The organism is Rhizobium sp. ZW T2_16, from assembly GCF_044987325.1.
Lineage (GTDB): Bacteria > Pseudomonadota > Alphaproteobacteria > Rhizobiales > Rhizobiaceae > Neorhizobium > Neorhizobium cellulosilyticum.
Map to the genome: position 1 here is coordinate 1 of NZ_JBJDRG010000024.1, position 23,122 is coordinate 23,122.

Annotated in this window: 21 protein-coding genes and 3 pseudogenes; 15 read left to right on the plus strand and 9 right to left on the minus strand. The window is 57.1% G+C overall.

Going from position 1 to position 23,122, the window contains the following annotated elements:
• From ACI3K0_RS27205 to ACI3K0_RS27235, 7 genes are all read left to right on the plus strand, one after another.
• Positions 1 to 231, plus strand: a 231-nt coding sequence (locus ACI3K0_RS27205) for a DDE-type integrase/transposase/recombinase (protein WP_404946658.1), incomplete at its 5' end; no start/stop codon positions are given.
• Positions 232 to 568: 337 nt separating this feature from the next.
• The gene (locus ACI3K0_RS27210) at positions 569 to 1,426 is read left to right on the plus strand and encodes an ABC transporter substrate-binding protein (protein ID WP_404946659.1); all 858 of its coding nucleotides are present in this window, start codon (positions 569 to 571) and stop codon (positions 1,424 to 1,426) included.
• Positions 1,426 to 2,448 (plus strand): ABC transporter substrate-binding protein, encoded by a 1,023-nt coding sequence (locus ACI3K0_RS27215; RefSeq protein ID WP_404946660.1) that lies wholly within the window; start codon positions 1,426 to 1,428, stop codon positions 2,446 to 2,448. The genes ACI3K0_RS27210 and ACI3K0_RS27215 overlap by 1 nt, the downstream gene beginning before the upstream one ends.
• 70 nt (positions 2,449 to 2,518) lie before the next feature.
• Complete coding sequence (locus ACI3K0_RS27220) at positions 2,519 to 3,211, plus strand: ABC transporter permease (protein ID WP_404946661.1); 693 nt, start codon at positions 2,519 to 2,521, stop codon at positions 3,209 to 3,211.
• 12 nt (positions 3,212 to 3,223) lie between these two features.
• On the plus strand, positions 3,224 to 4,018 hold the full coding sequence (locus tag ACI3K0_RS27225; RefSeq protein ID WP_206828882.1) for an ABC transporter ATP-binding protein: 795 nt from the start codon (positions 3,224 to 3,226) through the stop codon (positions 4,016 to 4,018).
• Between the two features lie 138 nt (positions 4,019 to 4,156).
• The gene (locus tag ACI3K0_RS27230) at positions 4,157 to 5,173 is read left to right on the plus strand and encodes an NADP-dependent oxidoreductase (protein ID WP_183687514.1); all 1,017 of its coding nucleotides are present in this window, start codon (positions 4,157 to 4,159) and stop codon (positions 5,171 to 5,173) included.
• A gap of 27 nt (positions 5,174 to 5,200) precedes the next feature.
• Positions 5,201 to 6,148, plus strand: a complete 948-nt coding sequence (locus ACI3K0_RS27235) for a D-2-hydroxyacid dehydrogenase family protein (protein WP_206828880.1) — start codon at positions 5,201 to 5,203, stop codon at positions 6,146 to 6,148.
• A 148-nt stretch (positions 6,149 to 6,296) separates the two neighbouring features.
• Here ACI3K0_RS27235 and ACI3K0_RS27240 read toward each other — a convergent pair whose 3' ends face one another.
• Entirely contained in the window at positions 6,297 to 7,184 is an 888-nt protein-coding gene (locus ACI3K0_RS27240; protein ID WP_183687510.1) for a LysR family transcriptional regulator, read from the minus strand.
• Positions 7,185 to 7,376: 192 nt separating this feature from the next.
• Between ACI3K0_RS27240 and ACI3K0_RS27245 the strand changes: the two genes are divergently transcribed.
• Genes ACI3K0_RS27245 through ACI3K0_RS27255 form a run of 3 tightly spaced genes read left to right on the plus strand, consistent with a single transcriptional unit; the run spans position 7,377 to position 10,357 of the window.
• Positions 7,377 to 8,735, plus strand: a complete 1,359-nt coding sequence (locus tag ACI3K0_RS27245) for a citrate:proton symporter (protein WP_183687508.1) — start codon at positions 7,377 to 7,379, stop codon at positions 8,733 to 8,735.
• Positions 8,736 to 8,772: 37 nt separating this feature from the next.
• Positions 8,773 to 9,645, plus strand: coding sequence for a DUF1932 domain-containing protein (locus ACI3K0_RS27250; RefSeq protein WP_404946662.1), 873 nt, complete (start codon positions 8,773 to 8,775; stop codon positions 9,643 to 9,645).
• A 22-nt stretch (positions 9,646 to 9,667) separates the two neighbouring features.
• Positions 9,668 to 10,357 carry an RraA family protein gene (locus ACI3K0_RS27255; RefSeq protein WP_206828877.1) on the plus strand — a complete coding sequence of 230 codons (690 nt, stop codon included), beginning with the start codon at positions 9,668 to 9,670 and terminating at the stop codon, positions 10,355 to 10,357.
• 50 nt (positions 10,358 to 10,407) lie between these two features.
• On the opposite strand, the gene ACI3K0_RS27260 is transcribed toward ACI3K0_RS27255, so the two are convergent.
• The gene (locus tag ACI3K0_RS27260) at positions 10,408 to 10,527 is read right to left on the minus strand and encodes a hypothetical protein (RefSeq protein WP_183687632.1); all 120 of its coding nucleotides are present in this window, start codon (positions 10,525 to 10,527) and stop codon (positions 10,408 to 10,410) included.
• Between the two features lie 126 nt (positions 10,528 to 10,653).
• On the opposite strand from ACI3K0_RS27260, the pseudogene ACI3K0_RS27265 reads away from it, so the two are divergent.
• The 3 genes and pseudogenes from ACI3K0_RS27265 (at position 10,654) to ACI3K0_RS27275 (ending at position 13,088) form a co-directional block, all read left to right on the plus strand.
• Positions 10,654 to 11,388: pseudogene (locus ACI3K0_RS27265) on the plus strand (TSUP family transporter).
• A 444-nt stretch (positions 11,389 to 11,832) separates the two neighbouring features.
• Positions 11,833 to 12,135, plus strand: coding sequence for an RNA polymerase sigma factor (locus tag ACI3K0_RS27270; protein WP_404946688.1), 303 nt, complete (start codon positions 11,833 to 11,835; stop codon positions 12,133 to 12,135).
• A gap of 92 nt (positions 12,136 to 12,227) precedes the next feature.
• Positions 12,228 to 13,088 carry a FecR domain-containing protein gene (locus tag ACI3K0_RS27275; RefSeq protein WP_404946663.1) on the plus strand — a complete coding sequence of 287 codons (861 nt, stop codon included), beginning with the start codon at positions 12,228 to 12,230 and terminating at the stop codon, positions 13,086 to 13,088.
• A 52-nt stretch (positions 13,089 to 13,140) separates the two neighbouring features.
• Here ACI3K0_RS27275 and ACI3K0_RS27280 read toward each other — a convergent pair whose 3' ends face one another.
• The 3 genes from ACI3K0_RS27280 to ACI3K0_RS27290 form a co-directional block, all read right to left on the minus strand.
• Entirely contained in the window at positions 13,141 to 13,518 is a 378-nt protein-coding gene (locus ACI3K0_RS27280; RefSeq protein ID WP_404946664.1) for a hypothetical protein, read from the minus strand.
• 188 nt (positions 13,519 to 13,706) lie between these two features.
• Complete coding sequence (locus tag ACI3K0_RS27285; protein ID WP_404946665.1) at positions 13,707 to 14,153, minus strand: DNA-binding protein; 447 nt, start codon at positions 14,151 to 14,153, stop codon at positions 13,707 to 13,709.
• A gap of 169 nt (positions 14,154 to 14,322) precedes the next feature.
• On the minus strand, positions 14,323 to 14,538 hold the full coding sequence (locus ACI3K0_RS27290) for a DUF3072 domain-containing protein (RefSeq protein ID WP_404946666.1): 216 nt from the start codon (positions 14,536 to 14,538) through the stop codon (positions 14,323 to 14,325).
• Positions 14,539 to 14,671: 133 nt separating this feature from the next.
• Between ACI3K0_RS27290 and ACI3K0_RS27295 the strand changes: the two genes are divergently transcribed.
• Positions 14,672 to 15,373, plus strand: a complete 702-nt coding sequence (locus tag ACI3K0_RS27295) for a DUF72 domain-containing protein (RefSeq protein ID WP_404946667.1) — start codon at positions 14,672 to 14,674, stop codon at positions 15,371 to 15,373.
• 127 nt (positions 15,374 to 15,500) lie between these two features.
• Entirely contained in the window at positions 15,501 to 16,577 is a 1,077-nt protein-coding gene (locus ACI3K0_RS27300; protein ID WP_404946668.1) for a DNA topoisomerase IB, read from the plus strand.
• 485 nt (positions 16,578 to 17,062) lie between these two features.
• Here the strand turns inward: ACI3K0_RS27300 and ACI3K0_RS27305 are convergent, their stop codons facing one another.
• The 4 genes and pseudogenes from ACI3K0_RS27305 to ACI3K0_RS27320 form a co-directional block, all read right to left on the minus strand.
• Positions 17,063 to 18,028 (minus strand): DUF808 domain-containing protein, encoded by a 966-nt coding sequence (locus ACI3K0_RS27305; protein WP_404946669.1) that lies wholly within the window; start codon positions 18,026 to 18,028, stop codon positions 17,063 to 17,065.
• 78 nt (positions 18,029 to 18,106) lie between these two features.
• A pseudogene (locus ACI3K0_RS27310) lies at positions 18,107 to 19,071 on the minus strand (magnesium and cobalt transport protein CorA).
• 193 nt (positions 19,072 to 19,264) lie between these two features.
• Positions 19,265 to 19,433: pseudogene (locus ACI3K0_RS27315) on the minus strand (cold-shock protein); the annotation flags it as partial.
• Between the two features lie 20 nt (positions 19,434 to 19,453).
• Complete coding sequence (locus tag ACI3K0_RS27320) at positions 19,454 to 22,558, minus strand: response regulator (protein WP_404946689.1); 3,105 nt, start codon at positions 22,556 to 22,558, stop codon at positions 19,454 to 19,456.
• Positions 22,559 to 23,122 lie beyond the last annotated feature (564 nt).

The window sequence follows — 23,122 nt, forward strand, 5'->3', positions numbered from 1 at the left end:
CACAAGGGTCTCAACAATCGAGCGGAAAATTCTCATCTGCCGCTCCGGAAACGGGAACGCACGATGCAGGGTTTCCGATCAGCCGGCAGCTTGCAGCGGTTCATGTCGATCTTCTCGGCGCTCCGAAATCTCTTCGTCACCCCGCATCACAAACGATCCGCCCTGGCCACGCATATTCACCGCACCCGCGCAATAGCGCATAGGAAAGCCGTGACGGGCGCGATTGCCTGATCTCGGAGAGCCGCAGGCGTAGTACGATCACCGCTCGATAACGTGACAACTCCCACGTTACCGCTCTTTGCCGCGGAGGCCGACCGCGAGATGGTGCCGATCGCCGAGACGAATGAGCCCGGGTCAGGCTAGGAGCGGATCAAACTCGCACGACGGTAGTGGCAGCCGCGACTAAACATTCATCATCGTGGATCAAGGTGTCCAAGGGTGCATTGCGCAACCACCTCCTGATTTAACAAAAAACAAACCTCGCCAATGACGGAAATTTAGACGACTATGCCTATAGAGGTAGTAGCCTAAGGGATACGGTTTCGCGGTCAAATCAGAGGAGCCTACGATGTCCGACACGCTTTACCGCTTCACAATATCACCCAACGGCCCCGTTTTCGATCTCCCGATCTATGTCGCCCTTGAGGAGGGTATCTTCGAGAAGAACGGCTTGAAAGTCGAGTTCGTCGACAAGTACGATCCGGCGAGTTCATCCCAGGATCCGTTCAAGCGTCAGAAAGAGGCGCTCTATGAAGCGGGTGTGGCATCGGCCTACAATCTCTGCGAATGGGCTGGCCTCGACCGTTCGGAAAAGAGCAGCCGTGGCAGCCAGGTCTTCGGATTGCGGCCGGCGGTCGCGGCGCAGGCGATCATCACATTCGACGAGGATATCCAGGAGCCGCGTGATCTCGAGAACGTCGCCGTCGGTATCAACGAACTGACCGGATCCCACTACACGACCCTCCAGCTTCTGGAAGGTGCCATCCCGCGCGACACGATCATCGTCGAGCACGCTGGCCCGCCCCATGAGCGCTACCAGTCTCTCAAGGACGGCAAGTTCAAGGCAATCGCGATCATGGAACCATTCATCAGCCTGGCGCTGAAGGAAGGCGCTCATATCGTTGCGGTCAATTTCTACCGCGGGGCCGAGGTGCTATCTCCGGACGTGCCGGCCGACAAGCGCGAGACGTATGTCGCGTCCGTCAACGCGGCAGCGGATCTAATTCGGGCCGATTTCAACAGATACAAGCATCACGTCGTCGCAGAACTTAATGGACGGCTTGCTCCAGAGGAACTCGCCTCTCATTTCGTCCATTACGCACACTCGCGGCCGCTCGATGAAAAGCGCTTCGATTACACCTACGAATGGATGAAGACCTGGAACCTGACAAAGGGAACGAGCGAATACAAAAGGCTCGTTGCCTGATGACGTCGTTCCTGAAAATCGGAAACATCGGCGGCCTTGCATTGGGCCGTCGGCAGGTGATGATGGGTCTGGCAGCAACTGCCGTCACATCGGGCCTGTTTTCGCCGGCGATCGCCAGAGCGGCAGACCGTTTGCCAGTCCGCATGAGCAAGGCCGGACCGGGAACCGCAGGCACGATCCAGGACGACCTCGTTGCGAAATTCCCCGAACTCGATCCCGGACTCGATATCGACTGGATTGATGGCTCCCCAGGACAGTTCCAGATGTTGCTCATCAGCGGAGCGCTCGATTGCGGTCCGTTCGGCGCGCTCGGCCTGGCAGAAGCTGCACAGAAGGGCGCGGAACTCGTGATTTTCGGATCACGCCTGAACAATCACGGGTCATGGATCGTGAAGGGCGACAGTCCGTACCAGCATCCGTCGGACCTCAAGGGCAAACGCATCGCGACGCAATTGCCGACGAGCGACACCTATCGGCATGCTCGAATGGCCGCGGCCCTCCACAAGCTGGACCTGGAGAAGGATTTTCAGGTTTCATTCGGGCCGTCGGTATCGAATGTCGCCCTGTTCAACAGAGGTGACGTGGATGCCGTGATTTCGATCGAGCCTGTCTCGACGCAGTTGATTGCGCAGGGGCATCGCGAGATCGCGCAGGTAGCGGATCAGTGGCGAGATGCGACCGGCGACAGCGCCACGCTTTCGCTTGTCGGTGTATCCGCGTCCGCCAGGTGGGTCGACGAAAACCAAGAGACAGCTCGGCGCGTTGCGCAGATGACGCTCGGGGTAAACAAGCGGTTTGTTTCAGAACCGTCGCTCATCCGAGATCCTGCAATACAGGCTGGGATGGGTCTGAAGAACTCATCCGAGGAGCTTCTCACGCTTCTCGAAGAGCGTCTTCCGAGGGTCTATGCAACGGAATGGAATGAGGCTGTTATCAATGACTTCAATCGACAGCTCGAAGTCGCGATCGATCTCAAGATCGTCGAGAGCCGGCCGAACTACAGCTACACTCGGGTTCTCTAGCCATTCCGTCCTTGGGGCGTTGGGGCTGCCCATCACTTTCCTTGCTCTGCTGACGCTGGGCTGGGAAGTGATGGCGCGGCGCCTGGCCAATCCATTGGTCCCGGATGTGGCAGAGGTGGCGACGGAACTGGTCGCCATCTTCGCCAGCGGCATTTTTTTCAGCCACATGGCGATCACGCTTGGAAGGGTGGCGCTCGGATTTCTGGTTGCGTTTGTCGTGTCGCTTATCCTTGGCATCTGCATGGGGCGCAATCGATACGCCCGACAGTTCTTCGAGCCAGCGATCCTGATCGGGCTTACCGTGCCCGGCCTGGTATGGGCGCTTCTCTGCGTCATCTGGTTTGGCATTTCGCTGACGACATCCACTCTCGCAGTGGCGCTGAGCCTTTCTCCGCCCCTGACATTGAGCATCGCGCAGGGCATAAAGACAGTGAATGCCGATCTCCAGGAGATAACCGCGGTCTACCGCCTTTCCATCTGGTCCCGGCTACGGTTCCTTTTCCTTCCCACGCTCACGCCATTCCTTTTGAACGGAATTCGCATCGGCCTGTCCATGGGCTGGAAGGTTATCGTACTTGTCGAGATTTTCGGTCTGTCGAGCGGTGTCGGCTACCGCTTGAATACCGAATACAGCGCCATGAATGTGGCCGGTGTCCTTGCATGGACGATCGGTTTCGCAGGGGTCATGGCACTACTCGAATACGGGGTGATCGGAGGCATCGAACGATATGTGACCCGCTGGCGGCGGGTGGCGACGGTTTAAGGAGCGCTTGCGATGGATCAGATCACTAACCGTGCAATAATTCCTCCTATTGATCTGAAGGACGGCGGTCTGACCGTGGAGGGCGTCTCCAAGTCCTATGAGGCCAAAGGAGACACTACGGAAGTTCTGCGGGATATCTCGTTCAATGTGGGTGAGGGGGAAATCCTTGGCATCGTTGGCAGGAGCGGGTGCGGCAAGTCCACATTGCTCAAGCTGATCGCTGGACTGGATCGTGATTTCGACGGACGCATCACGCTGGATGGCCGGGAGGTTATTGGCCCGGGACTCGAACGAGGGGTGGTATTTCAGGAACCGCGCCTTTTCCCTTGGCTGACGGTCGAACAAAACGTTGCGATCTCCATCCATGAAACCCGAATGCCCTCAGGTGAAAAGCAGGAACTCGTCGCGAGCAATCTTGCCTTGGTTGGACTGGCTGGGTTCGAGACGAAGTTTCCCCACCAGATCTCTGGTGGCATGGCCCAACGTGCGGCTCTGGCCCGCGCTTTGACCTCACGACCATCACTACTTCTGCTTGATGAACCCTTTGCTGCCCTGGACGCTCTGACGAAGATGCAGTTGCAGGATGAGGTCATCCGGATCTGGCAAAGCCGGAAGATGTCGATCGTCCTGATCACACACGACATCGACGAGGCGATCCATCTCTGCGACCGCGTCATCGTGATGTCCCCACGTCCTGGAGAAATCAAGTCCGTCACCTCCGTGGAAATTGCGCGGCCCAGGCCACGAGTGGGCATAGCCGCTGACGCAATCCGATCGCGTCTGATGTCGGATCTCGGGCTTTTCTAATCAAACCGAACGTCGCAGTCGCAGTGCTCTGCTGTTCGCAATCCGCATCATCTCTCAGTCAGTATCTGTCTGTTCGCCTTGGAAATCACTCGATTTTCCCTAGATCAGACATTCGCATGAAACATCAAGGAGTAGTTCATGACGTCAGCTCGCCACATCGTCCTAGCAAGCAGGCCGACCGGTCAGCCAGGACAGGATAACTTTCGTCTGGAGGAGTTCGATCTTCCAGAGGCTAACGAAGGCGACGTCACTGTCAGATCACTTTATCTCTCCCTCGATCCCTACATGCGCGGCCGCATGAGCGATGCCAAGTCGTATGCAGCGCCGGTTCCCGTCGGTGGCGTGATGGAAGGGGAGGCGATTTCCGAAGTGGTCAAATCGCGACACAATGACTTTGCGCCTGGCGATTTAGTCCGTGGTCGTACCGGGTGGAGCAGCGGTGCCGTGATCAACGGCGATCAGCTTCGGCGCGTCGAGACCCATGGTGCGCCGATTACGACGTCGCTCGGTTCGCTTGGCATGCCTGGCTTCACGGCCTGGAGCGGATTGAAATTCATCGGAAAGCCCAGGCAGGGAGAGATGGTTGCAGTTGCAGCCGCTTCCGGACCCGTCGGATCGATGGTCGGTCAGCTTGCAAGACTTGCGGGAGCCCGAGCCATCGGCATCGCCGGCGGTCCTGAGAAATGCGCTTTCGTGAAGGACGAACTTGGCTTCGATGCTGTGGTCGATCACCGCTCGGACAGCTTCGCTTCGGATCTGCAGGCTGCTTGTCCCGACGGTATCGACGTTTATTTCGAAAACGTTGGCGGGCACGTCTGGAATGGCGTCTTGCCGCTTCTCAACCAGTTTGCCCGCGTTCCGGTCTGCGGTCTCGTCGCGCACTACAATGGGTCAGGTTCCGCCGATACCGACCAGCTGCCGGCGACCATGTCGACGATCCTTAGACGGAGCCTCCTTGTTCGTGGCTTCATTCAGACCGAGTTCGCAGCTGATCATTTTGACGAGTTTTTGAATGAAGTCGGCCCACAGGTGGCTTCAGGCAAAATCAGGTACCGGGAGGACATTGTCGACGGTCTCGAGAATGCGCCAGAAGCCTTCATCGGCATGCTGTCCGGGGGGAATTTCGGCAAGTTGATCGTCAAGATCGCCGAGTAAACTGATCGGAAAAGCCGAGAGGACTGAATGACAAAGATCGCGATTTTGGACGATTACCATAACGTTGCTCTGCAGACTGCGGACTGGTCTGCCGTCCAGGCACGAGCGGATGTCATTGTCTTTAATGATCACGTGGCGGATGCGGAGGCACTTGTCGCCCGGCTGGAGCCGTTCGACGCAATCTGCGTGATGCGCGAGCGAACCCCACTGCCGCGATCAGTGCTTGAGCGCTTGCCCAGCCTTCGCTTTATAGCATCCACAGGCGCCCGGAATGCGTCGATCGATCTTGAGGCCGCTCGCGATTTCAATATCACGGTGTCGAGCACCGGAGCCAATGGCAGCGGCGCGCCTGAGCTGACCTGGGCGCTAATCCTGGCTGCCGCAAGGCAGATCCCTGCCGAGGTGGAGTCTCTTCAGTCCGGAGGATGGCAGACGACAGTCGGTCGTGACCTCAATGGCAGCACGCTTGGCATTATTGGTCTTGGCCGGATCGGATCGCAGATTGCGCGCGTCGGGACGGCGTTCGGCATGAACGTCATTGCATGGAGCCAGAACCTGACGGAAGAAACGGCCCGAGCCGCAGGTGTCACCCGTGTAAACAAGGAGGAGCTGCTTCGGAGGTCAGATTGGGTCACCCTCCATCTCGTCCTCTCCGATCGCTCGCGAGGTGTGGTCGGTCGTGACGAACTCGCTCTGATGAAGCGGACGGCTTGGCTCGTGAACACGTCGCGTGGCCCGCTCGTCGATGAGGATGCACTCGTTGCAGCTCTCACCGACAACAAGATTGCGGGTGCCACCATAGATGTGTTCGACCACGAACCTGTTCAACGTGGGCACCGCCTGATATCGCTTCCCAATGTGATTGCGACACCCCATATCGGTTTTGTCACCGAGCGATCGTTCCGGATTTTCTATCGAGAGACTGTCGAGAACATACTGGCGTGGCTCGACGGTGCTCCGATCAGATCCCTTTAGGACGATCAAGCCGCTGAATATGAGAATCGGCGATTTTCCTGAAGCCCATTCATCACAATAATGGGTCACCGGTTCGAACCCATTCAAGACCCGGGATGAATAGGTCGCTAAACCACCTAAACCCACTGCAAGCACATACTTTAATATCCTATAGATCGCGTGCTTCCTGCTGCAGCAACGTCACGAAATATCGGACCGCAGGCGATACAAAGCTGCGTGCGCGATGGCTGATGACGAACTGTCGATGCATCGTGGTCTGCTCGTTCACCAGTTCCACGAGCGGGCGCCGGGCTGTCAGGTTTCGCCGTGACATGAAGCTCAGCAAGTCTGTTTCCGCAAGGATATAGGGGGCGGGTACCAGCGGTGCAGCGGTCACCGTTGGCTGAGGGGCTGGCAGACCCTTATCGGCAAATACCTTTTCGAGCCATTGGCGGATAGAAACTGTCGGTGTCGGCAAAACCCAGCCGAACTGTAGCAGTTCGGAAAGTGTCGATGTTCGTCCGGCCAGAGGATGCCCTTCGCGGGCAACAACAACCACCGTGTCCGACAGAAGCGGCGCCGATACGATCAGCCCGTCGGAGATTTCCTTGCGGTCCGGCACGATGATGACGTCGATCGCGCCTGCCCGCAGAGCATCTTCCAATGCGTCGTCCATGCCGACACGGATCAGAACCTTGAGGTCCGGCGCCCGTTCCTGCATTGCGCGACAGACCGACGGCAGGAAAAACGAAGCGATCGAGCCAGAGCAGCCTATGCGCACGGTGCCGGCAATCCCGCTGCTGTAAGACGACACCTCACGACGTATGTCGAGCAAATCCTGTTCAAGCAACTGATACCGTTCGCGCAACAGGTGCCCGGCCTCCGTCAGGGCAATGCCGCGTCCGGCGCGCTCGAATAGATGCACATCGTAAATCGCTTCCAGCCGCTGGATGCATTTCGACAAGGCGGGCTGCGAAATATGCAGTTCTTCCGCCGCCTTACCCAGATGACCGTGTTCCGAAACCTTGAGGAAATAGCGGATGTCGCGGATGTCCATCGATAACTCACAGTTATGAGATGTTGAATATTTGCAAATAGACTTAGCAAAACGCAACGTCAATATTCCTTTCGCCGGAGGAAGAACACCTGCCGGAAAATGATTCAAAATCGGGAGTTATGGATCACCGGGAGGAACCGCAGCTGATCCATAGTCTGGAAGATGGCGACGGAGAGTCGCTGGGAGGAAACTTTGATCGCCAGTTTTGGCTATCTGATGATAGCGTCATTCCTGCTTCTCGTGATCAGGAAACATATTTCTGTATTCGCAGGCCTCGTTGCCGTTTCCATCGTGTTCGGCGGTGCCGCAGCGCTTTGGAACGTCGGGTCGATAGAGCCGATCTTTGGCTGGTTCCGTGATGGCCTGTTCTATACCGTCAACCAGGCAGGCAAGGTCAGCCTCGGCACGATCAACCCGACGATCATGATCCTGTTCGCGATCATGTATTTCTCGATCATGATGAATGTCGGGCTTTTCGATCCGCTCTGCACCTTCCTCATTCGACGCGCCAAGGGCGATCCGCTCAAGGTGCTGATGGTTACGGTTTTCGTCACCTCGGTCGTCACGCTGGACGGCGACGGCACCACGACCATTCTCATCATCACCAGCGCCTTCGTGCCGCTCTATCGCCGCATGAACATGAAGCTCTCCAATCTGGCGATGCTGATCATCCTGCCGACCGGGCTTGGCAACTGCCTGCCATGGGGGGGGCCGCTGGTGCGCGCCGCGGCCGTTCTGAAGGTCGAGGTCAACGAGCTCTTCATCCAGATCCTGCCCATTCTGGCGGTGTCGCTGATCTATATTTTCGTGCTTGCCTATTTCATGGGGAAGAAGGAGCGCAAACGTCTCGGTTACGATCCGAAGTCGTCCGAGCAGCTCGATCCGGCCCAGATCGAAGAGATGGTCAATGTCATTCTCGACAATGACAAGGAACTGAAGCGTCCGCGCCTTTTCCTCTTCAATCTGGCGCTGACCGTCGCAACCCTGGTTGCCGTACTGATGGGCTGGGTCAGCGGTGCGCTTGCCTTCACGATCGCCACGGCCATTGCGCTGGCGGCCAACTATTCCGCTGCCGAACAACGCGAACGCATCACGGCAAATGGTGGTGATGCAATCGCCGTCACCTCGATCATCATCGCGGCGGGCTTCTTCCTCGGCGTGCTCAACGGTAGCGGCATGTCGACTGCCATCGCCGAGACGCTCACCTACCTCATCCCGGAATCGCTGGGCGGCCATATCGGTCTGATCTTCGCCTTTGTCGGTGCGATCGCCTGCTACGCGCTGCCTATCGACGCCTATTATTTCGGGATCCTGCCGGTGATCGCACCGATCGGAGCGAAATACGGCCTGACACCACACGAGATCGGCATGGCCTCCTTCATGGGGCAGGCGATCCGCTACGGCTCTCCGACCGTCGCATGGCTGTTCCTACTGATGGACCGCACGGAGATGTCTTTCGCCGAGTACCAGAAGGAATTCTTCAAATACTCCATCCCGATGTTCTTCATCTTCCTTGTCGTCGCCATTTTGACCGGCGTGCTCCCGATCTGATCGGGGGCGTTCAAATCACAAAAGGACAAAACATAGTATGAAAACCATTGGCTTTCTCGGCTTCGGCGAAGCCTCATTCAATATCTCCGAAGGTCTGCGCGACGAGGGTTTGAGCGGTATCCGCGCATTCGATGCCGGCTGGCAGCGCGAGCCTTATGGCGCAGTGGTGCGAGAACGTGCCGAGCGCGCAGGCGTGGTGCTGGAAAACTCCGCCGAAGACCTGATCGGCAAAGTCGATATCGTCGTCTGCTCGATCAGTGCCAACATGGCCGTGCCGGTCGCTCAGCAGGTGGCATCTTCGCTGCGCCCGGACCAGATCTATGTCGATCTCAATTCGGCCGGGCCGGATACCAAGGTCGAGGTCGAAAAGATCATCGCTCATCATGCCACTTTTGTTGATGTGGCCGTTATGGGCACCGTGCCCGGCAACCGCCACAAAGTGCCGATGCTGGCCGCCGGCAAAGGCGCCCAGGAAATCGCTGAGTATCTCAACGGTTTTGGGGCCAAGGTGACCGCGCTCGAAGGTCCGGCCGGCAAGGCATCGGCTTCAAAAATGTTCCGCAGCATTTTCATGAAGGGCTATGTGATGCTGCTTCTGGAGGCGGTGGTCGCAGGACGCAAGTTCGGCCTCGAAGACGACGTGCTCGTTTCGATCCGCGACACCATCACCGGTGGCGATTTCCTGAAGCAGGTCAATGATCTGATTGCCCGTGGCGTCATCCATGCCGAGCGGCGCGAGCACGAAATGGACGAGGTCATCGCCACACTCAACAGCCTCGATGTCGATGCCACCATGTCGGTTGCCACCAAGAACAAGCTCGCATGGTGCGTAAGCCAGGGTTTCCGTGAACATTTCAATGCGCAGCCACCGGCCGATTACCACGACATTTTCGCCGTTCTCCCCCGTTAAGCGCTCCAGAAAGGATCAAAAGATGTCCAATGTCGGATTTCGTATCTTCACCCAAATCAACCGTCCGGAACCGTCGCTGATCGAAGGTTTTCGTGGTGTGCCGGCGGCCAATATCGGCGATTGCCTCAATCGCTCCTCGCAGCTTGATGCCCGCATTTCGAAAATTTCAAAGGGCAATGTGCTCGGACCTGCATTCACGGTAAAAAGCCGCGCCGGCGACAACCTGCTTTTGCACAAGGCGCTGGACATGGCGCAGCCGGGCGATGTCATCGTGTTCGATGCGCATGGCGATCTCACCAATGCCATTACCGGCGAGCTGATGATGCAGACTGCGGTGCGCAAGAAGCTCGGCGGCGTGATCATCGATGGTGCGATCCGCGATCTGGCGACGCTGCGCGAAATGGATCTCCCGATCTTTGCAGCGGGCGTTACGCCGGCAGGTCCCTACAAGGATGGTCCGGGTGAAATCAACGTGCCCGTTTCCATCGGCAGCGTTGTCGTCCATCCCGGTGACATCATCGTCGGAGATGATGATGGGATCGTTGTGGTGCGTCCGGCCGATGCTGCCGATATCGCTGCCAAGGCGCGCAAAAAACACGCAGCCGAAGAAGAGAAGATGGCTTCGATCAAGGCCGGCACGCTCAACACGGACTGGATCGACAAGGAACTGTCGGCCAAGGGCTGCGAAATCATCGACGGCGTTTACCAGTAAGAGGCGCCGAAACAGACTTTTCCCATTTGCGTTACGAATTGCGGATGTTATCAGTTTTTCCGGCGCAGATGATCGACCGATATCGCGTCAATACTCGCGACACCCAGCAGCGCCATGTTTCGCTGCAGCTCCAAGTGGATGATCTCTGCCGTTTTCATGACACCCGGCATTCCGGCGACTGCGGCGAAGCTCTTCTTCCTGGTGGCAATCGCCCCGTCTCGCTGCTGACCTACGAGGCGACCACCAAATTGAACGACGCTTTTCCAAGCTGAAGCGGACCGGAAAAGGATATTCGTTTGGATCAATGGCTCGTCCTTCTGAGCGTCGCTCTAGCCGCAGGTGCGCTGAGCGGACTGGTTGGCACCGGAGCCAGCCTTCTGCTTCTGCCGGTTCTTGTGCCAATGTTCGGCGCGGTCGAAGCGATCCCGATCATGGCGGTGGCGGGTTTTCTCGCCAATCTGTCGCGGGCACTGGCTTGGTGGCGGTCGATCGCCTGGAAAGCGGTGCTCGCCTAAGCACTGCCGGGCATGCCGGCCGCAGCGCTCGGCGCCTATACGCTCATCCACCTTCCGGCGGGATGGCCGGAAGCGATGCTCGGCCTGTTCATCATGGCGCTGGTGCCGATCCGCCGCATGGCCACGGCCAGATTTTCAACGGCCAAGATCGGCCATCTGGCATTGACCGGCGCCGTGGTCGGCTTCCTGACGGGGATATTCCTTTCGACGGGTCCGCTGAGCGTCCCGGCATTCCTGGCCTTCGGCCTTGTGCGCGGCGCCTTCATCGCAACGGAAGCGGCCGCGTCGCTTCTCGTCCAGGCCGCCAAGATCGTCAGCTTCCGGGAATTCGGCGCCATGACGGTGACAAACATGCTGCGGGGCGTCGTCATCGGTGGTGCGCTGATGGCAAGGACGTTTCTGATTCGCCCCCTCTTGGCGCGCCTTGGCGATCATCATTTCAGGACAATGATGGATGTCGTGACGCTGGTGTCAGGCGCCTCGCTTCTGGCATTCGGTCTTGGCCAGCTGCTTTAGGACGTGTCGCATCTTCGCAACGGTTCGACAAAAGCATGTTCTCCCGCGAATCCTGTAAACTGGGGCGAGAAACGTACGACATGACGACGACAGCGAAATTCGGCTGCAAAAACATGACAGTTGCATGAAGGTTTTTGCGCGATGCGCTTGTGGTCGTAGAATTGATCTAAACTATTGAGGTTGAAAGGCTTCTACGACTTTCGTAGCAAGGATGTCTCCTGGGCGAGCGAGCCAGCCTTTTCCAATGAATTTAACATCCGAAAAAATTGCCGAACTATATGCTGCCGAACATGAAAGGCTTGAGCGCCAGATTTTCAGGCGCATCGGCTGCAGGGCAACTGCGGGGGATCTCGTTCATGACATCTTCCTCGGCTGTGGGAAAAGGCGACGCAACGGAGCGGCAGCGATGCAGCCTATCTGACCAGATGCGCGCGCAACGCAACGATCGACCATGTCCGCTCCGAGCGACGGCGCGGTGAATATTTCGCGCGGATTCTGCCGGAGCAGTATGCTTGGCAATATGCCTGCGAAACTGCATCCCCACATGACGTGATGTCGGCACGTCAATCGCTCGGCAGTATCGATGATGCACTGTCCGCGCTGCCGAAGCAGACCCGGCATATCTTTCTGCTCAACCGGATTCATGGTCGAAGCTTTTCCGAAATTGCCGGCGTCTTCGGCATCTCGCAACGGGCCGTGGCAAAGCATATGGCGCGCGCGGTCGCCGCATGCGAAAAGGTCGTCTGATCACTGACGACCGCCAAGTTTTCCGGACCCCCATGACATCGCCCGAGGCCCACGAGTTTACCGAACTGCGAGAGACGGCCAGGCAATAGTTCGTGTCCCTGCTCGCCGATCCGACAGCAGCACGTTGGGCCGAGTTCGAGAAATGGGTGAATGCCGATCCGGCTCACCTGGAGGCCTATCAGGCGATCGAGGCGACCTGGTACGCCATGGAAAATCCCGGCAAGCGGCTGGCAGACAAGGAGGCGGACGAATTATCGGTCTGTCTTGATGCCATGGACCGGGCCAAGCGTCATCGTAAGACAGGCAGGCGGCTCGGAACCCTGGGCACTGTCATGGCAGCCCTGGTAGCGGGCGCTATATGGCTGGAACGTCCCGGCCTCATTCAAGACCTGCGAGCAGACTACGTGACGGCGCGCGGCGAAAGGCGGACCGTGATGCTCGCGGACGGCTCCTCGGTTCTGCTCGATGCCGATAGTGCTCTGGTTGATGTTTCCGCGGCCGGAGAACGTCGGGTCAGGCTGCTCCGCGGCGGCGTATTCTTCGAAGTTGTCCCTTCCACGATCCCCTTCGTCGTGGTGGCGGCGGGTGGCCGTGTGGAGGTTCTGGGAACGGGCTTCGACGTCCGCCTTGTCGCAGATGGCGGATCGGTGACGCTTGCGCATGGGCGGGTCTCCGTCAGAACGGATGCACATGCGGGCGCGACGACGCTCGAACCTGGCCAGCAGGTGAATTTCCATCTGCGTGGCGCAGGTTTTATTGGCTCCGGGCCGCGCAGCCCGACGCCGGGTGCGCCTTACACCTACGTAACCACACAGCATTTCTTGTCGGCGTTCGAAATGGAGACGCTGCGCGATCTGCCGGACATTGAAGCACTCGAAGATGCCGGATTGCTCAGTCGGCATGCTTTTCAAGAGGAGCTGCTATCGAGGGAAGTAGCGAGCGAGGAGGATTAAGCTTGCTACTGCGAGGAAGATGTTCAGTCGCCGATGTACCGGCCTGGCCCGACTACTTCAGCTTGCTGCTGTTGCGCCGTAGGATGGCCGAAAATCGCTTTAATCCGTTTAGCTCGAGAGCTTCCACAAACGCATCGACCGATGGCACCGTTTTGCGAAGATTGTGCCGCGCATTTTTGACGCTGGCGATCAGTGCTTCAGAAAATGCGACATGAAGATCGGACAAGAAGTCATCCGGTGACTGGCTGGTCACGCCGTAAGGCTGAAGATCTTGTGGTGGAAAATCCTTGAGGTTCCAGGTGACGATAACGGGAGCTCTCCCGGCGATGGCGGCCGCAAGAACATGCCGGTCGCCGGGGTCGGGTAACTTAAGGTCATTTACCAAAGGACGGTAGGTTGTCACGTCCGCTTCCGGCAGCACGGCCTTCATCCTGTCCCGCGTAGCTATCAGGCGCTCGATAGACAAGGACGGCGTGTTGGCGGCAAGATTTCGGATCCACTAGTCATGGATCATCGCTCCAGCGCGCTTCGACGAGGCCGTCGAAAGCACACTGAACGAGGACGTTGCGAAGGTGGAATGGATAGAGGACGCAGGCATCATAAACCGCGACGGGCGGTTTAGAGGCCATGGGTCTGAACGAGATCCTCGGTATCTTCGGCAAGCAAATCTATCGCAGCCTGCCGAACATCCAACCTGGATTTTAGCGCGAGCACATCCTTGAGCAAGGCGCGGCGGTGTTTACCGACATAGCGAAACGGCAGATCGCCCCGGTCCATGCGTAAAACAACAAGTGGACGCGAAATACCGAGAACAGCCGATGCCTCGGTCGGGCTTAATTCCTGGTCTTCGGCCAGCACAGCGACGCGTTCGCCACGAAGCAAATGCGCCAGAAGCGTCTCAACCGCCGCGGCGGCGGTTGGCGGAATTGTTAGTGTCTGTCCTTCGCGGCCTTCGTGACGCACGTGAAGTTCCAGTCTGTCGCCCGCAGCGAGCTTCGGCAAAGGCGAAACTCCGTTGCGATCACGATCCGACAATCCGGCGAAATGGACGACTTGGCTAGCCATGAAAATCTCCTTGGCCGCCTATATAACTCGAATGGCCTGTAACTGCAATAACTGAAACCCTGTTCGTGATGTCATTGACTTCGCGACCATATCGCTTTCGATGAAACACATGTTTCTCAAAGTTATGTCGAGGGGTGCTCAGTGTCGCTGGGTATATCGACCTTAGGCGTCACTCAAAATCGAGTGCCTGCTTGAGTTCATCGATGCGCTTCGAAGCGTCCGCCTTGGTTAGGTCTTCAGCGTAAACATCAGGCTGGTGCGCCTGCTCAGACAACGTTTTGAGGTAGGAGCGTTGCGCTCCGGTCATCGGCTCATCGCCGCTGACCCAATCATCGGGGTCTTTCTGTGTGTTGGACGAAGTATGGGTCTTTGGGTTGTCACTCATGAAAATCTCCTGAAGTTGTTCTCCTAATGTTCTTAGTTGCCTGCTTGTTCCGAACCTCGCTCAATCGGTCTATGGAACTCGGCGATCGATCCTTTCGTTTCGCTCAGGGGCTAGCAAGCTGGAGGACCTGCAATTGCCAACTATTGCCACTGCCGCCTGGTCCATTCCGATAAAGGCGGCCGACCAGTTTGCAAAGGAGGGAAGTGGCCTGACGCGATACGCATCGGTCTTCGACGGCGTCGAAATCAACTCGACTTTTTACCGTAGACACAAGACGTCAACGTTCGCCCGGTGGGTGGAGTCGGTACCGGACAGCTTTCGGTTCTCGGTAAAAGTACCCAAGGAGATAACTCACACCAGAGCGATGAAGGATATAGCCCAGCCGTTCGCCACTTTCTGCTCTGATATTGCGCCGCTCGTAGATAAACGAGGCCCGCTGCTTTGCCAGCTACCCCCATCACTAGCGTTCGATGCCGCCGTACTCGATACCGCGTTTAAGGCTATACGGGACATCGACGACGGACCAGTCGTCATCGAGGCGCGGCACAAGAGCTGGGCGTCGGCAGAGGCGCGGGACCTGCTGAAGAACTATGCCATCGATCGGGTTCTTGCCGATCCGTCGCGGGTATGGCCAGCAGAGGCTTTTGCTGATCCGCCACGATATGTGCGTCTGCACGGCAGGCCGAAGATCTACTATTCGAGCTACAGCGAGGATGAGATCAGGTCATTCACTAAACTGGTGGCATCGGACAGCTGGTGCGTCTTCGATAACACAGCCTCCGGAGCCGCAATGGAAAATGCGCTGACGATGCTCGGTTCGAACCAGAAGCGATAGCAGTCAGTCGCAGGAGTATGGATGGTTTGGCTAGAAGAAGGCAAAGACTCAGGCTTTGCGATGCCGGTGATCGCAGCCATGAGCCTGATGCGAAGGAACAGCTTATTGCGCTGTGAGTGATGGCGAGATGAACCAGGTCATCACAGAAATCGACACGATCGCCGCAGAAGCCAAGCTGTCGTCTGGCTTGGTCTATGTTCCCGGACTTGAGACCGGGATCACGCGCAAATTGGGCGCTAAAGGGTTCCTATACTATCGTCCAGATGGAAGACGCATCACGGAGGCTGCCGAGATCTCGCGACTGAACGCCCTGGCAATTCCGCCGGCCTATACCGATGTCATTATTTCGACCAATCCGTTTTCTCATCTCCAGGCGATACGGATGGATGCACGCGGCCGGCGCCAGTATCGCTACCACTCCGATTGGCATGCGGAGCGTGGAAGAGCCAAGTTCGAGCGGCTTGTCGACTTTGCCGATCGACTACCGGATCTTCGCGAGCGGGTGGAAATCGATCTGCGATCCCGCGGCCTAACAATGGAGGAAGTGCTGGCTACAGTCGTATGGATGCTCGACAACCTTTACATCCGCGTCGGTAACGCCGCTTATGCCGAAGCGAACAAGTCGTATGGACAGACGACGTTGCGCAGTCGCCACGTAAAGGTCGAGGGTGGGAGCCTGAAGTTCCGCTTCAAGGGCAAGTCAGGCAAGGAATGGAACCTCGCTCACAGCAACCGTAGAATTGCCAATGTCGTGCGCAAACTGCAGGAGCTCCCCGGCCAGCACCTGTTTCAATACATCTGCGACGAAGGCGGATGCAGACCAATTACGTCGCACGACGTAAATTCATATATCCGCGAAATCACCGGCGAAGACTTCAGCTCAAAACAGTTCCGCACATGGGGCGCAACCTGCATGGCGGTCGAACGCCTTGCGTCACTTGAGGCCGCAGCAACCAAGCGCGATCTCGCTCGTCAACTCAACGAGGCAGTCGGCGCGGTAGCTGCGAAACTCGTCAACACCCGTTCCGTTTGTCGCTCCTCGTATATCCATCCAGCGGTGTTTGAGGATTTTCAAGCCGGGATGCTTCATGATGTGCTGAAGTTGAAGACCAAGAGCGAACGGCTTCAACAGTGGCTGGACGAAGAGGAAATTCGCGTCCTACAGTGGCTTAAAAAGCGTCCTTCTGCTTCGAGCGCAATGTAATCGATATCGGGAAGGTTAGTTTCCCAGTTCCGGCGTTGTCACAGAATATTTTGCGCCGCTCGCAATGATGGCGGCGAAGACCATGATCGCCGAGACAACGCCTCCAGTTTCTCACACCATTCCAAAGAATGGAGCTCCAGCGGTCTGGCCGACGGCAATAACAAGAAAGGGCACGCCCAACCCCAGCGCCGGGCGTCTGGGATAAATCAAGATACCCCACAGCAGTAGGGTATTGTCATTGCGCCTGATGCTGACAGTCCAGCAAATATGGAGACGCTGCGTTCGCTCAACCGGTCAACCAGAGTGAATGCTAGAACAATGCCGAGGCAATATAATGCTAAAGCTAAGCAGCCGATCCAGCCGGCTGCTGTTGCACTCAGGTCGAGATCAGCCCGAATTGTAGGAAGGCGGCGACAGCGAGACGGACGAAGAAACGTCTCTTATCGAGTGATATTGGTCGTCTCAGGGCAGACTGCGGCGAGCTGCTAGTGGCTGCCCGAAGAGCCTCTTTCCCTGACGAAAGCGCGCTTCCAGATCCCATGCAAGATGATTGCGGCGGCACCGATGAGAATGCCGAGAATGGCCTGCAAGAAAGACGTGGCGAACCAGCTTGTCATCCGCGGAAGAACAACAAGCGTATGTTCGGCGAAGTGTGCAAAAGCCTCGATCAAATGTTCCGGCTGATGGAGCCCCATCTCCGCGAGGCTGTGGACGATAATGCTGCCGCCCACCCACAACATCGCCGCCGTGCCCACCATCGTAAGAATTGTCAGGAGCACCGGCACGCCTTTGACGAGGCCCGTTCCGATGACTCTTCCGACCACACCTCCACTTCGCGTCAGGTAAAAGCCGATATCATCAGCTTTGACGATCAAGGCGACGACACCGTAGACTGCTCCAGTGATCAGAACCCCGACAGCCGCCAGAACTGCAGCTTGAGAGTAGACGGTCGACGTCGAAACGCCGGCGAGTGTTAGCGCCATGATCTCAGCCGAGAGGATGAAGTCGGTGCGGATCGCTCCCGCGACTTTGTCGTTCTCCAGCTTGGCCGGGTCGAGCGACGCCTCTGAATCTGAAGAATGACCTGAGGCAGGCGGAACAAGGGCCTCGTGAAGCTTCTCCGCACCTTCAAAGCAGAGATAGATCCCGCCGATCATCAGCAGTGGCGTGATCAGCCACGGCGCGAAATATCCCAGGATGAGGCAGATCGGCAGGAGAAAGACCAGCTTGTTCTTCAGGGAACCAAGCGCAATTTTGCCGATGATCGGCAGTTCGCGGGCAGGGGACAAGCCGACGACATATGTCGGGGTGACAGCTGTGTCATCGATAACGACACCCGCCGCCTTGATGCTGGCTTTGGCGGTCTGCGCTGCGACGTCATCGACCGACGCAGCGGCAGCCTTTGCAATTGCTGCAACATCATCAAGCAATGCGATCAAACCGGTCGCCAATGTCTCTCCTATTCGTCTTCAAGTAGAGGCAGCCTACATAGCGCCCATCGCTGCAGTGGGAAGGGATAGTTCAGGCGGCTACAGCCATCCCGTCCTTTTGAAGCGAAAATAAAGGATCGCGCAGAGCGACAGGATTACCACGAGCACGACATAATAGCCGTATTCTGTCTTCAGCTCCGGCATATGCTCAAAGTTCATTCCATAGATGCCGGCGATCGCTGTCGGTACGGCGAGGATCGCAGCCGATGCGGCGAGCTGACGGGTGATCGTGCCTTGCCGTTGCTGCTCCAGCAGGTTCGACGCCTTAAATGCGGAGGTGATAACTTCCCTCAGGCCGGACATCATGAATTCCACGCGGCGCACGTGATCGAGGATGTCACGGAAATAGGCTTTGGCATTGTCGTCGATACAGGGTAGCTCCAGGTTTGCCAGCTTGCCGACTACCTCACCCATGGGCCCCAGAATACGCTGGAATTTGATGACCTGCCGCCGCATCCGGAACAGCCGCCTGATTTGCTCGCGTTCCAGGAAGGAGATTAGCATGTGCTTTTCCATCTCAAGCACCTTGTCTTCCAACGTCTCGACCATTGGAAGGTAACCGTCGACAACGAAGTCGATGATCCCGTGCAAGACGTAATCAGGCCCATGGTCCAGCAGTTTTGGCGAGTGCTCGAGTTGCTCGCGCAGTTCCTGTGAGACTTTGCCGAACCTTGGCGCACCGAGACGATGTAATGCCGGCCGACGACGATGCAGGTTTCGCCATAGGCGATCTTGTCGCCCTCGAGGTGGGCTGTCTTGATGATGACGAAGAGCTGATCGCCGTAAACCTCGACCTTCGGCACCTGCTTGCCGTTCAAGGCATCCTCCACCGCGAGTGGATGCAGGCCGAACATCGCTTTCAGGTTCGTCATCTCCTCAACCGTCGGCTCAGCAACCCCGATCCAGGCGAATTCACCATCGACCTGCTGAAACGGTTTGTCGCTGAGGGGCAGCTCCTCGGCACGTTCGCCGCCGCGGTAGATAAAAGATGCGATAACAGTCATGGAGGCCCACTTAATCGAAGGGTTTAGGAAAAGGCGGCGAGTTTTTGAGGTAGCATTCCGGTGGGGCTAATGTCTGCGCCGGTCGCCTCACCGCGGATTAACTGGCTGATTTAGCAATCTCACGCAGGCAGCGGCCATGTTGGTCGCGTGGCCAGATTGATTCAGCGTTGTTCGCTTATCTGCGTATCAATGATTACTGAGGGGTTACATTCTCGGCCTTCGACTTTCCGGTTTTGCGGTCCTGGCCAATCTCATAACTCCACCTTCTGCCCGTCCTGTAACGGCCCGCCCCTAGTCACGGCCGAGATATGGACGAATACATCAGAACCGCCATTGCCGGGAGTTATGAAGCCGAAGCCCTTCTTGGTTGAAGAACCTCTAGTTATCCATCACTCAGGACACTCTGCAGACTGTCTAACGTAAATGGCTTCGATAGTTGAAGAGCATCTAAAATCCCCGAAGCCGACTTGGCACTTTCATCCCCGCTTGCGAACACGATGCGCACGGTTGGCCACCGGTCGCGGACCATCCGTGCCAGATCAGTGCCAGACATTTGTGGCAGGCCCACGTCAGTCAGTAGAACGTCGATCCTTTCGCGTTCCAAGATATCGAGTGCATCTTCGGCCGAACCCACTTCGTGCACGACGTAGCCGAGCTCATCCAACATATCGGCTGTCGCCATCAGGATCAGAGGTTCATCCTCAACGACAAGCACATGGGCTGGCACAGTCGGGGATGCTATCTGTTTGTCCGGTTGAGCGTGTGGGGTTTGGTCAAGGCGTTCCAACGCAATTTGCTGCTGCTGCGCATTCGTCAAAACATGACGTACCTTGCGGGCCAAGGCCTCTCGCGTGTAGGGCTTGGATAAAAGCTCGACGCCCGCATCCAATCTCCCGCCATGCACGATTGAATTTTCCGTATAGCCAGAAGTGTAAAGCACCGCCATTCCCGGGAATAGCGCCTTGGCTTTTCTTGCAAGCTCTGTGCTGCGCATCGGCCCAGGCATCACGACGTCGGTGAATAGTAAGTCTATCCCAACCCCGCTGGTCACGATAGCAAATGCGGATTGCGCGTCGTTTGCTTTGAGAACGCGATATCCGAGGTCAGTCAACAACGCCACTGATGTTTCTCGAACACCGTCATCGTCTTCCACGACCAGCACGGTTTCAGTACCGCCACGCGGTGCAATGGCGTTTACGTCTGACAGGTTATCCTCGTTTTGCACAGTGCGAGGCATATACAGCTTCATCGTCGTTCCGTGCCCGACTTCGCTATAAATCTTGAGGTGACCTCCAGATTGCTTCAGAAATCCGTAAACCATGGACAGGCCAAGGCCGGTTCCTTTTCCTTCCTTCTTGGTGCTGAAAAAAGGCTCGAGGACATGCTCTATGATATCGGGCGGTATGCCTGAACCATTATCTGTCACGGCAACAAGAACGTACTGTCCCGGGCGTACGTCCTCATGGGTGCGGGCATATTCGTCATCAAGGAACGAGTTTGCGGTTTCTATCGTCAACCGTCCACGGCCGTCCATTGCGTCCCTCGCATTGATCGCCAGGTTGAGGATCGCATTTTCAAGCTGACTGGGATCGATCAAGGTATTCCACAGGCCGCCCGAGACGACGGTTTCAAGCTCGATCTCCTCACCCAAGGCCCGCCGAAGCATGTCATCCATGTTCTGAATTAGTTTGCGCACATTGACGACTTTTGGCTCAAGCGGCTGCCGACGGCCGAATGCCAGGAGCTGAGAGGCCAGTTTCGCGCCACGAGCAACGCCCGCCAAGGCGTTCTGAAGGCGCTGCTCTGCGCGGGAATTGCCCTTAACATCCTTGGACAAGAGCTGCAAATTGCCGCTGACAACCTGCAGCAAATTATTGAAGTCGTGCGCTACGCCGCCAGTAAGATTACCGAGGGCCTCCATTTTTTGCGCCTGTCTCAGCGCAATCTGCGCAGTTTCTCTCTCGACCGTCTCGTTCTCAAGCTTGACGAGCGCGGCCCTTAGCTCTTGGGTCCGCTGCTCTACCTTCTGTTCAAGCGTGTGATTAAGGCTCTGGAGCTGATCTTCGGCGCGCTTCAGATCTGTGACATCGAACCCGTCGACAAAAATTCCGGTTACGTTCCCTGCGTGATCGAATATCGGCTGATAAATAAGATTGATAAACCGCTGATCAGCTTCCTTCTCATCATCGGGCTGTAATGAGACTGGCAAGTACCGGCCGAGATACGGTTCACCCGACCGATATACGCCGTCCAATAGTTCGAAAAAGCCTTGACCGGCGACTTCTGGGAGAGCGTCCCGGACGCTAAGACCAACCAGCTGTCGATTACCTACGAGCTTGAGGTATGCATCATTGACAAGCTCAAACACGTGATCGGGACCGCGGAGGATACACATGAAGCTCGGCGCCTGTTGAAACAGAGCTCGCATGCGATCTCGTTCTGCAGTGCGCAGTTGGACTTCCGAGGAGAGCTGCCGGTTGAGTTGCTCAAGTGCGGCCGCTGCCTGATCCCGCATGTCGGCAGCCTCAGCCAATGCTGTCGCGCGTCGCCGTTCAGTTTCGAATGCGTGAGCGCTGGCAAGACGCGAAGCGATCTGGCCCGAAATCAGCTTGAGGAAATCCAGGTACTCATCGCCGACCGGCCGGTGCGGATTCATGCCGCAGATTAAGACGCTTCTCGGTTTTTCAACTCCCTGACCAGTGAGAGGGATCACCACCGCTTGCGTCGGACTTTTAGGCCAAGGTCCCGATGGAACGCCGTCCGTCCCTGAAAGATCTATCAGTGCGACGGCTTGTTTTGACCAGGCGCTTTGGACGTCCCATACATCGCCAAGGCTAATTTCTGTCGGAAACAAAGAATGGTTAGCTGCAGCACCGCAGACCCACTCCCGCGTGGCATCTCCTAGCGCGTCGAAAACGTATAGAGCGCTGAATGGGAGGTCTTGAAGATTTGCCCCAAGGGCGTCGCGTGACGCCTGGAAAACCTCAGTTGCGGTATTGGCTGCAGCCAGGCCTGATGCGAGGGTCCGCATAGTCCCCAGACGCCGTTCGCTTATAACCCGTTCTGTTTCCTCGCTTACGGCGCAGAATACCCCTTCAACCTTGCCGCTATCCCCTATCAGTGGGCTATAGGAAAAGGTGTGATAGGTCTCCTCTGAATAGCCATTCCTTTCCAGAAGAAGAAGCAGTGCCCTGTCCCAGGTCGCCTGTCCTGTGCCGTACACGGTTTCCAGCCGGTCTTTGATATCATCCCAGATTTCCGCCCAAAGCGTCTTTGTTGGGACAGCCAGCGCATTGGGATGCTTGCCGCCCAAAGTTGGCCGGTAAGCGTCGTTATAGAAGAAGGCTATGTCCGGCCCCCAACCGAGCCACATCTCGAACTTGGAGGTCAGCAGAAGACGGATGGCCACCTTGAGTGCTTCGGGCCATGTCTCGGGCGGTCCAACCGAGCTTTCCGCCCAATTGTGCAGACGCATCATCTGCGCCATCTCGCCATCGCCAACGAATATGTCGTTGTACCGGTCGGAAACGTGTGAGGTCATAGCAATCCCATCGAATATCGCAGGGGCGACTTAGGTCACTCGTCAAGCAAGTCCAGAGCGATCAAGCTGGATCATTAGAGGGTTGTCTTCCGGCGCGGCAGGGGTATGGAAAGCGAATGCCTGCCTTAGCTGTTGGGACCGCTGTTCCGAGCCACCGCTAGCGTCTAATGACAGCTGGCGGCACGGCAAGTGTGATCACCAAGCCGAGTCCTTTAAATTGTCGTGCGATCTTGCCAATAAGTTGGGCCTCCACCGTCCTGTTGACCTTTTTCGTGCCAAAGCCTCTTTTCGTAGGCTCGCCGGGCGAAGGCGGTCCGCCCTGTCTCACGCCAGACGATATTTAGGGTGTCGTCGTCGTGATGGCACTCTAAATTGATGTAACCATTAACCGTAGACAGAGCGCCATATTTCGCTGAGTTCGTCGCAAGCTCATGAATGATCAGGTGAGCGCTGCCGCCGTTTTCCCGTCCACAGAGACTGCGGGATAGGTTCGTTGCCCGACCATGCCCT

Bases quoted from the DNA above. Each gene is read 5' to 3' on its own strand.
- ACI3K0_RS27210 (WP_404946659.1), top strand. From the start codon at position 569: ATGTCCGACACGCTTTACCGCTTCACAATATCACCCAACGGCCCCGTT.
- ACI3K0_RS27215 (WP_404946660.1), top strand. From the start codon at position 1,426: ATGACGTCGTTCCTGAAAATCGGAAACATCGGCGGCCTTGCATTGGGC.
- ACI3K0_RS27220 (WP_404946661.1), top strand. From the start codon at position 2,519: ATGGCGCGGCGCCTGGCCAATCCATTGGTCCCGGATGTGGCAGAGGTG.
- ACI3K0_RS27225 (WP_206828882.1), top strand. From the start codon at position 3,224: ATGGATCAGATCACTAACCGTGCAATAATTCCTCCTATTGATCTGAAG.
- ACI3K0_RS27230 (WP_183687514.1), top strand. From the start codon at position 4,157: ATGACGTCAGCTCGCCACATCGTCCTAGCAAGCAGGCCGACCGGTCAG.
- ACI3K0_RS27235 (WP_206828880.1), top strand. From the start codon at position 5,201: ATGACAAAGATCGCGATTTTGGACGATTACCATAACGTTGCTCTGCAG.
- ACI3K0_RS27240 (WP_183687510.1), bottom strand. From the start codon at position 7,184: ATGGACATCCGCGACATCCGCTATTTCCTCAAGGTTTCGGAACACGGT.
- ACI3K0_RS27250 (WP_404946662.1), top strand. From the start codon at position 8,773: ATGAAAACCATTGGCTTTCTCGGCTTCGGCGAAGCCTCATTCAATATC.
- ACI3K0_RS27255 (WP_206828877.1), top strand. From the start codon at position 9,668: ATGTCCAATGTCGGATTTCGTATCTTCACCCAAATCAACCGTCCGGAA.
- ACI3K0_RS27260 (WP_183687632.1), bottom strand. From the start codon at position 10,527: ATGCCGGGTGTCATGAAAACGGCAGAGATCATCCACTTGGAGCTGCAG.
- ACI3K0_RS27280 (WP_404946664.1), bottom strand. From the start codon at position 13,518: ATGAAGGCCGTGCTGCCGGAAGCGGACGTGACAACCTACCGTCCTTTG.
- ACI3K0_RS27285 (WP_404946665.1), bottom strand. From the start codon at position 14,153: ATGGCTAGCCAAGTCGTCCATTTCGCCGGATTGTCGGATCGTGATCGC.
- ACI3K0_RS27290 (WP_404946666.1), bottom strand. From the start codon at position 14,538: ATGAGTGACAACCCAAAGACCCATACTTCGTCCAACACACAGAAAGAC.
- ACI3K0_RS27300 (WP_404946668.1), top strand. From the start codon at position 15,501: ATGAACCAGGTCATCACAGAAATCGACACGATCGCCGCAGAAGCCAAG.
- ACI3K0_RS27320 (WP_404946689.1), bottom strand. From the start codon at position 22,558: ATGGCGCAGATGATGCGTCTGCACAATTGGGCGGAAAGCTCGGTTGGA.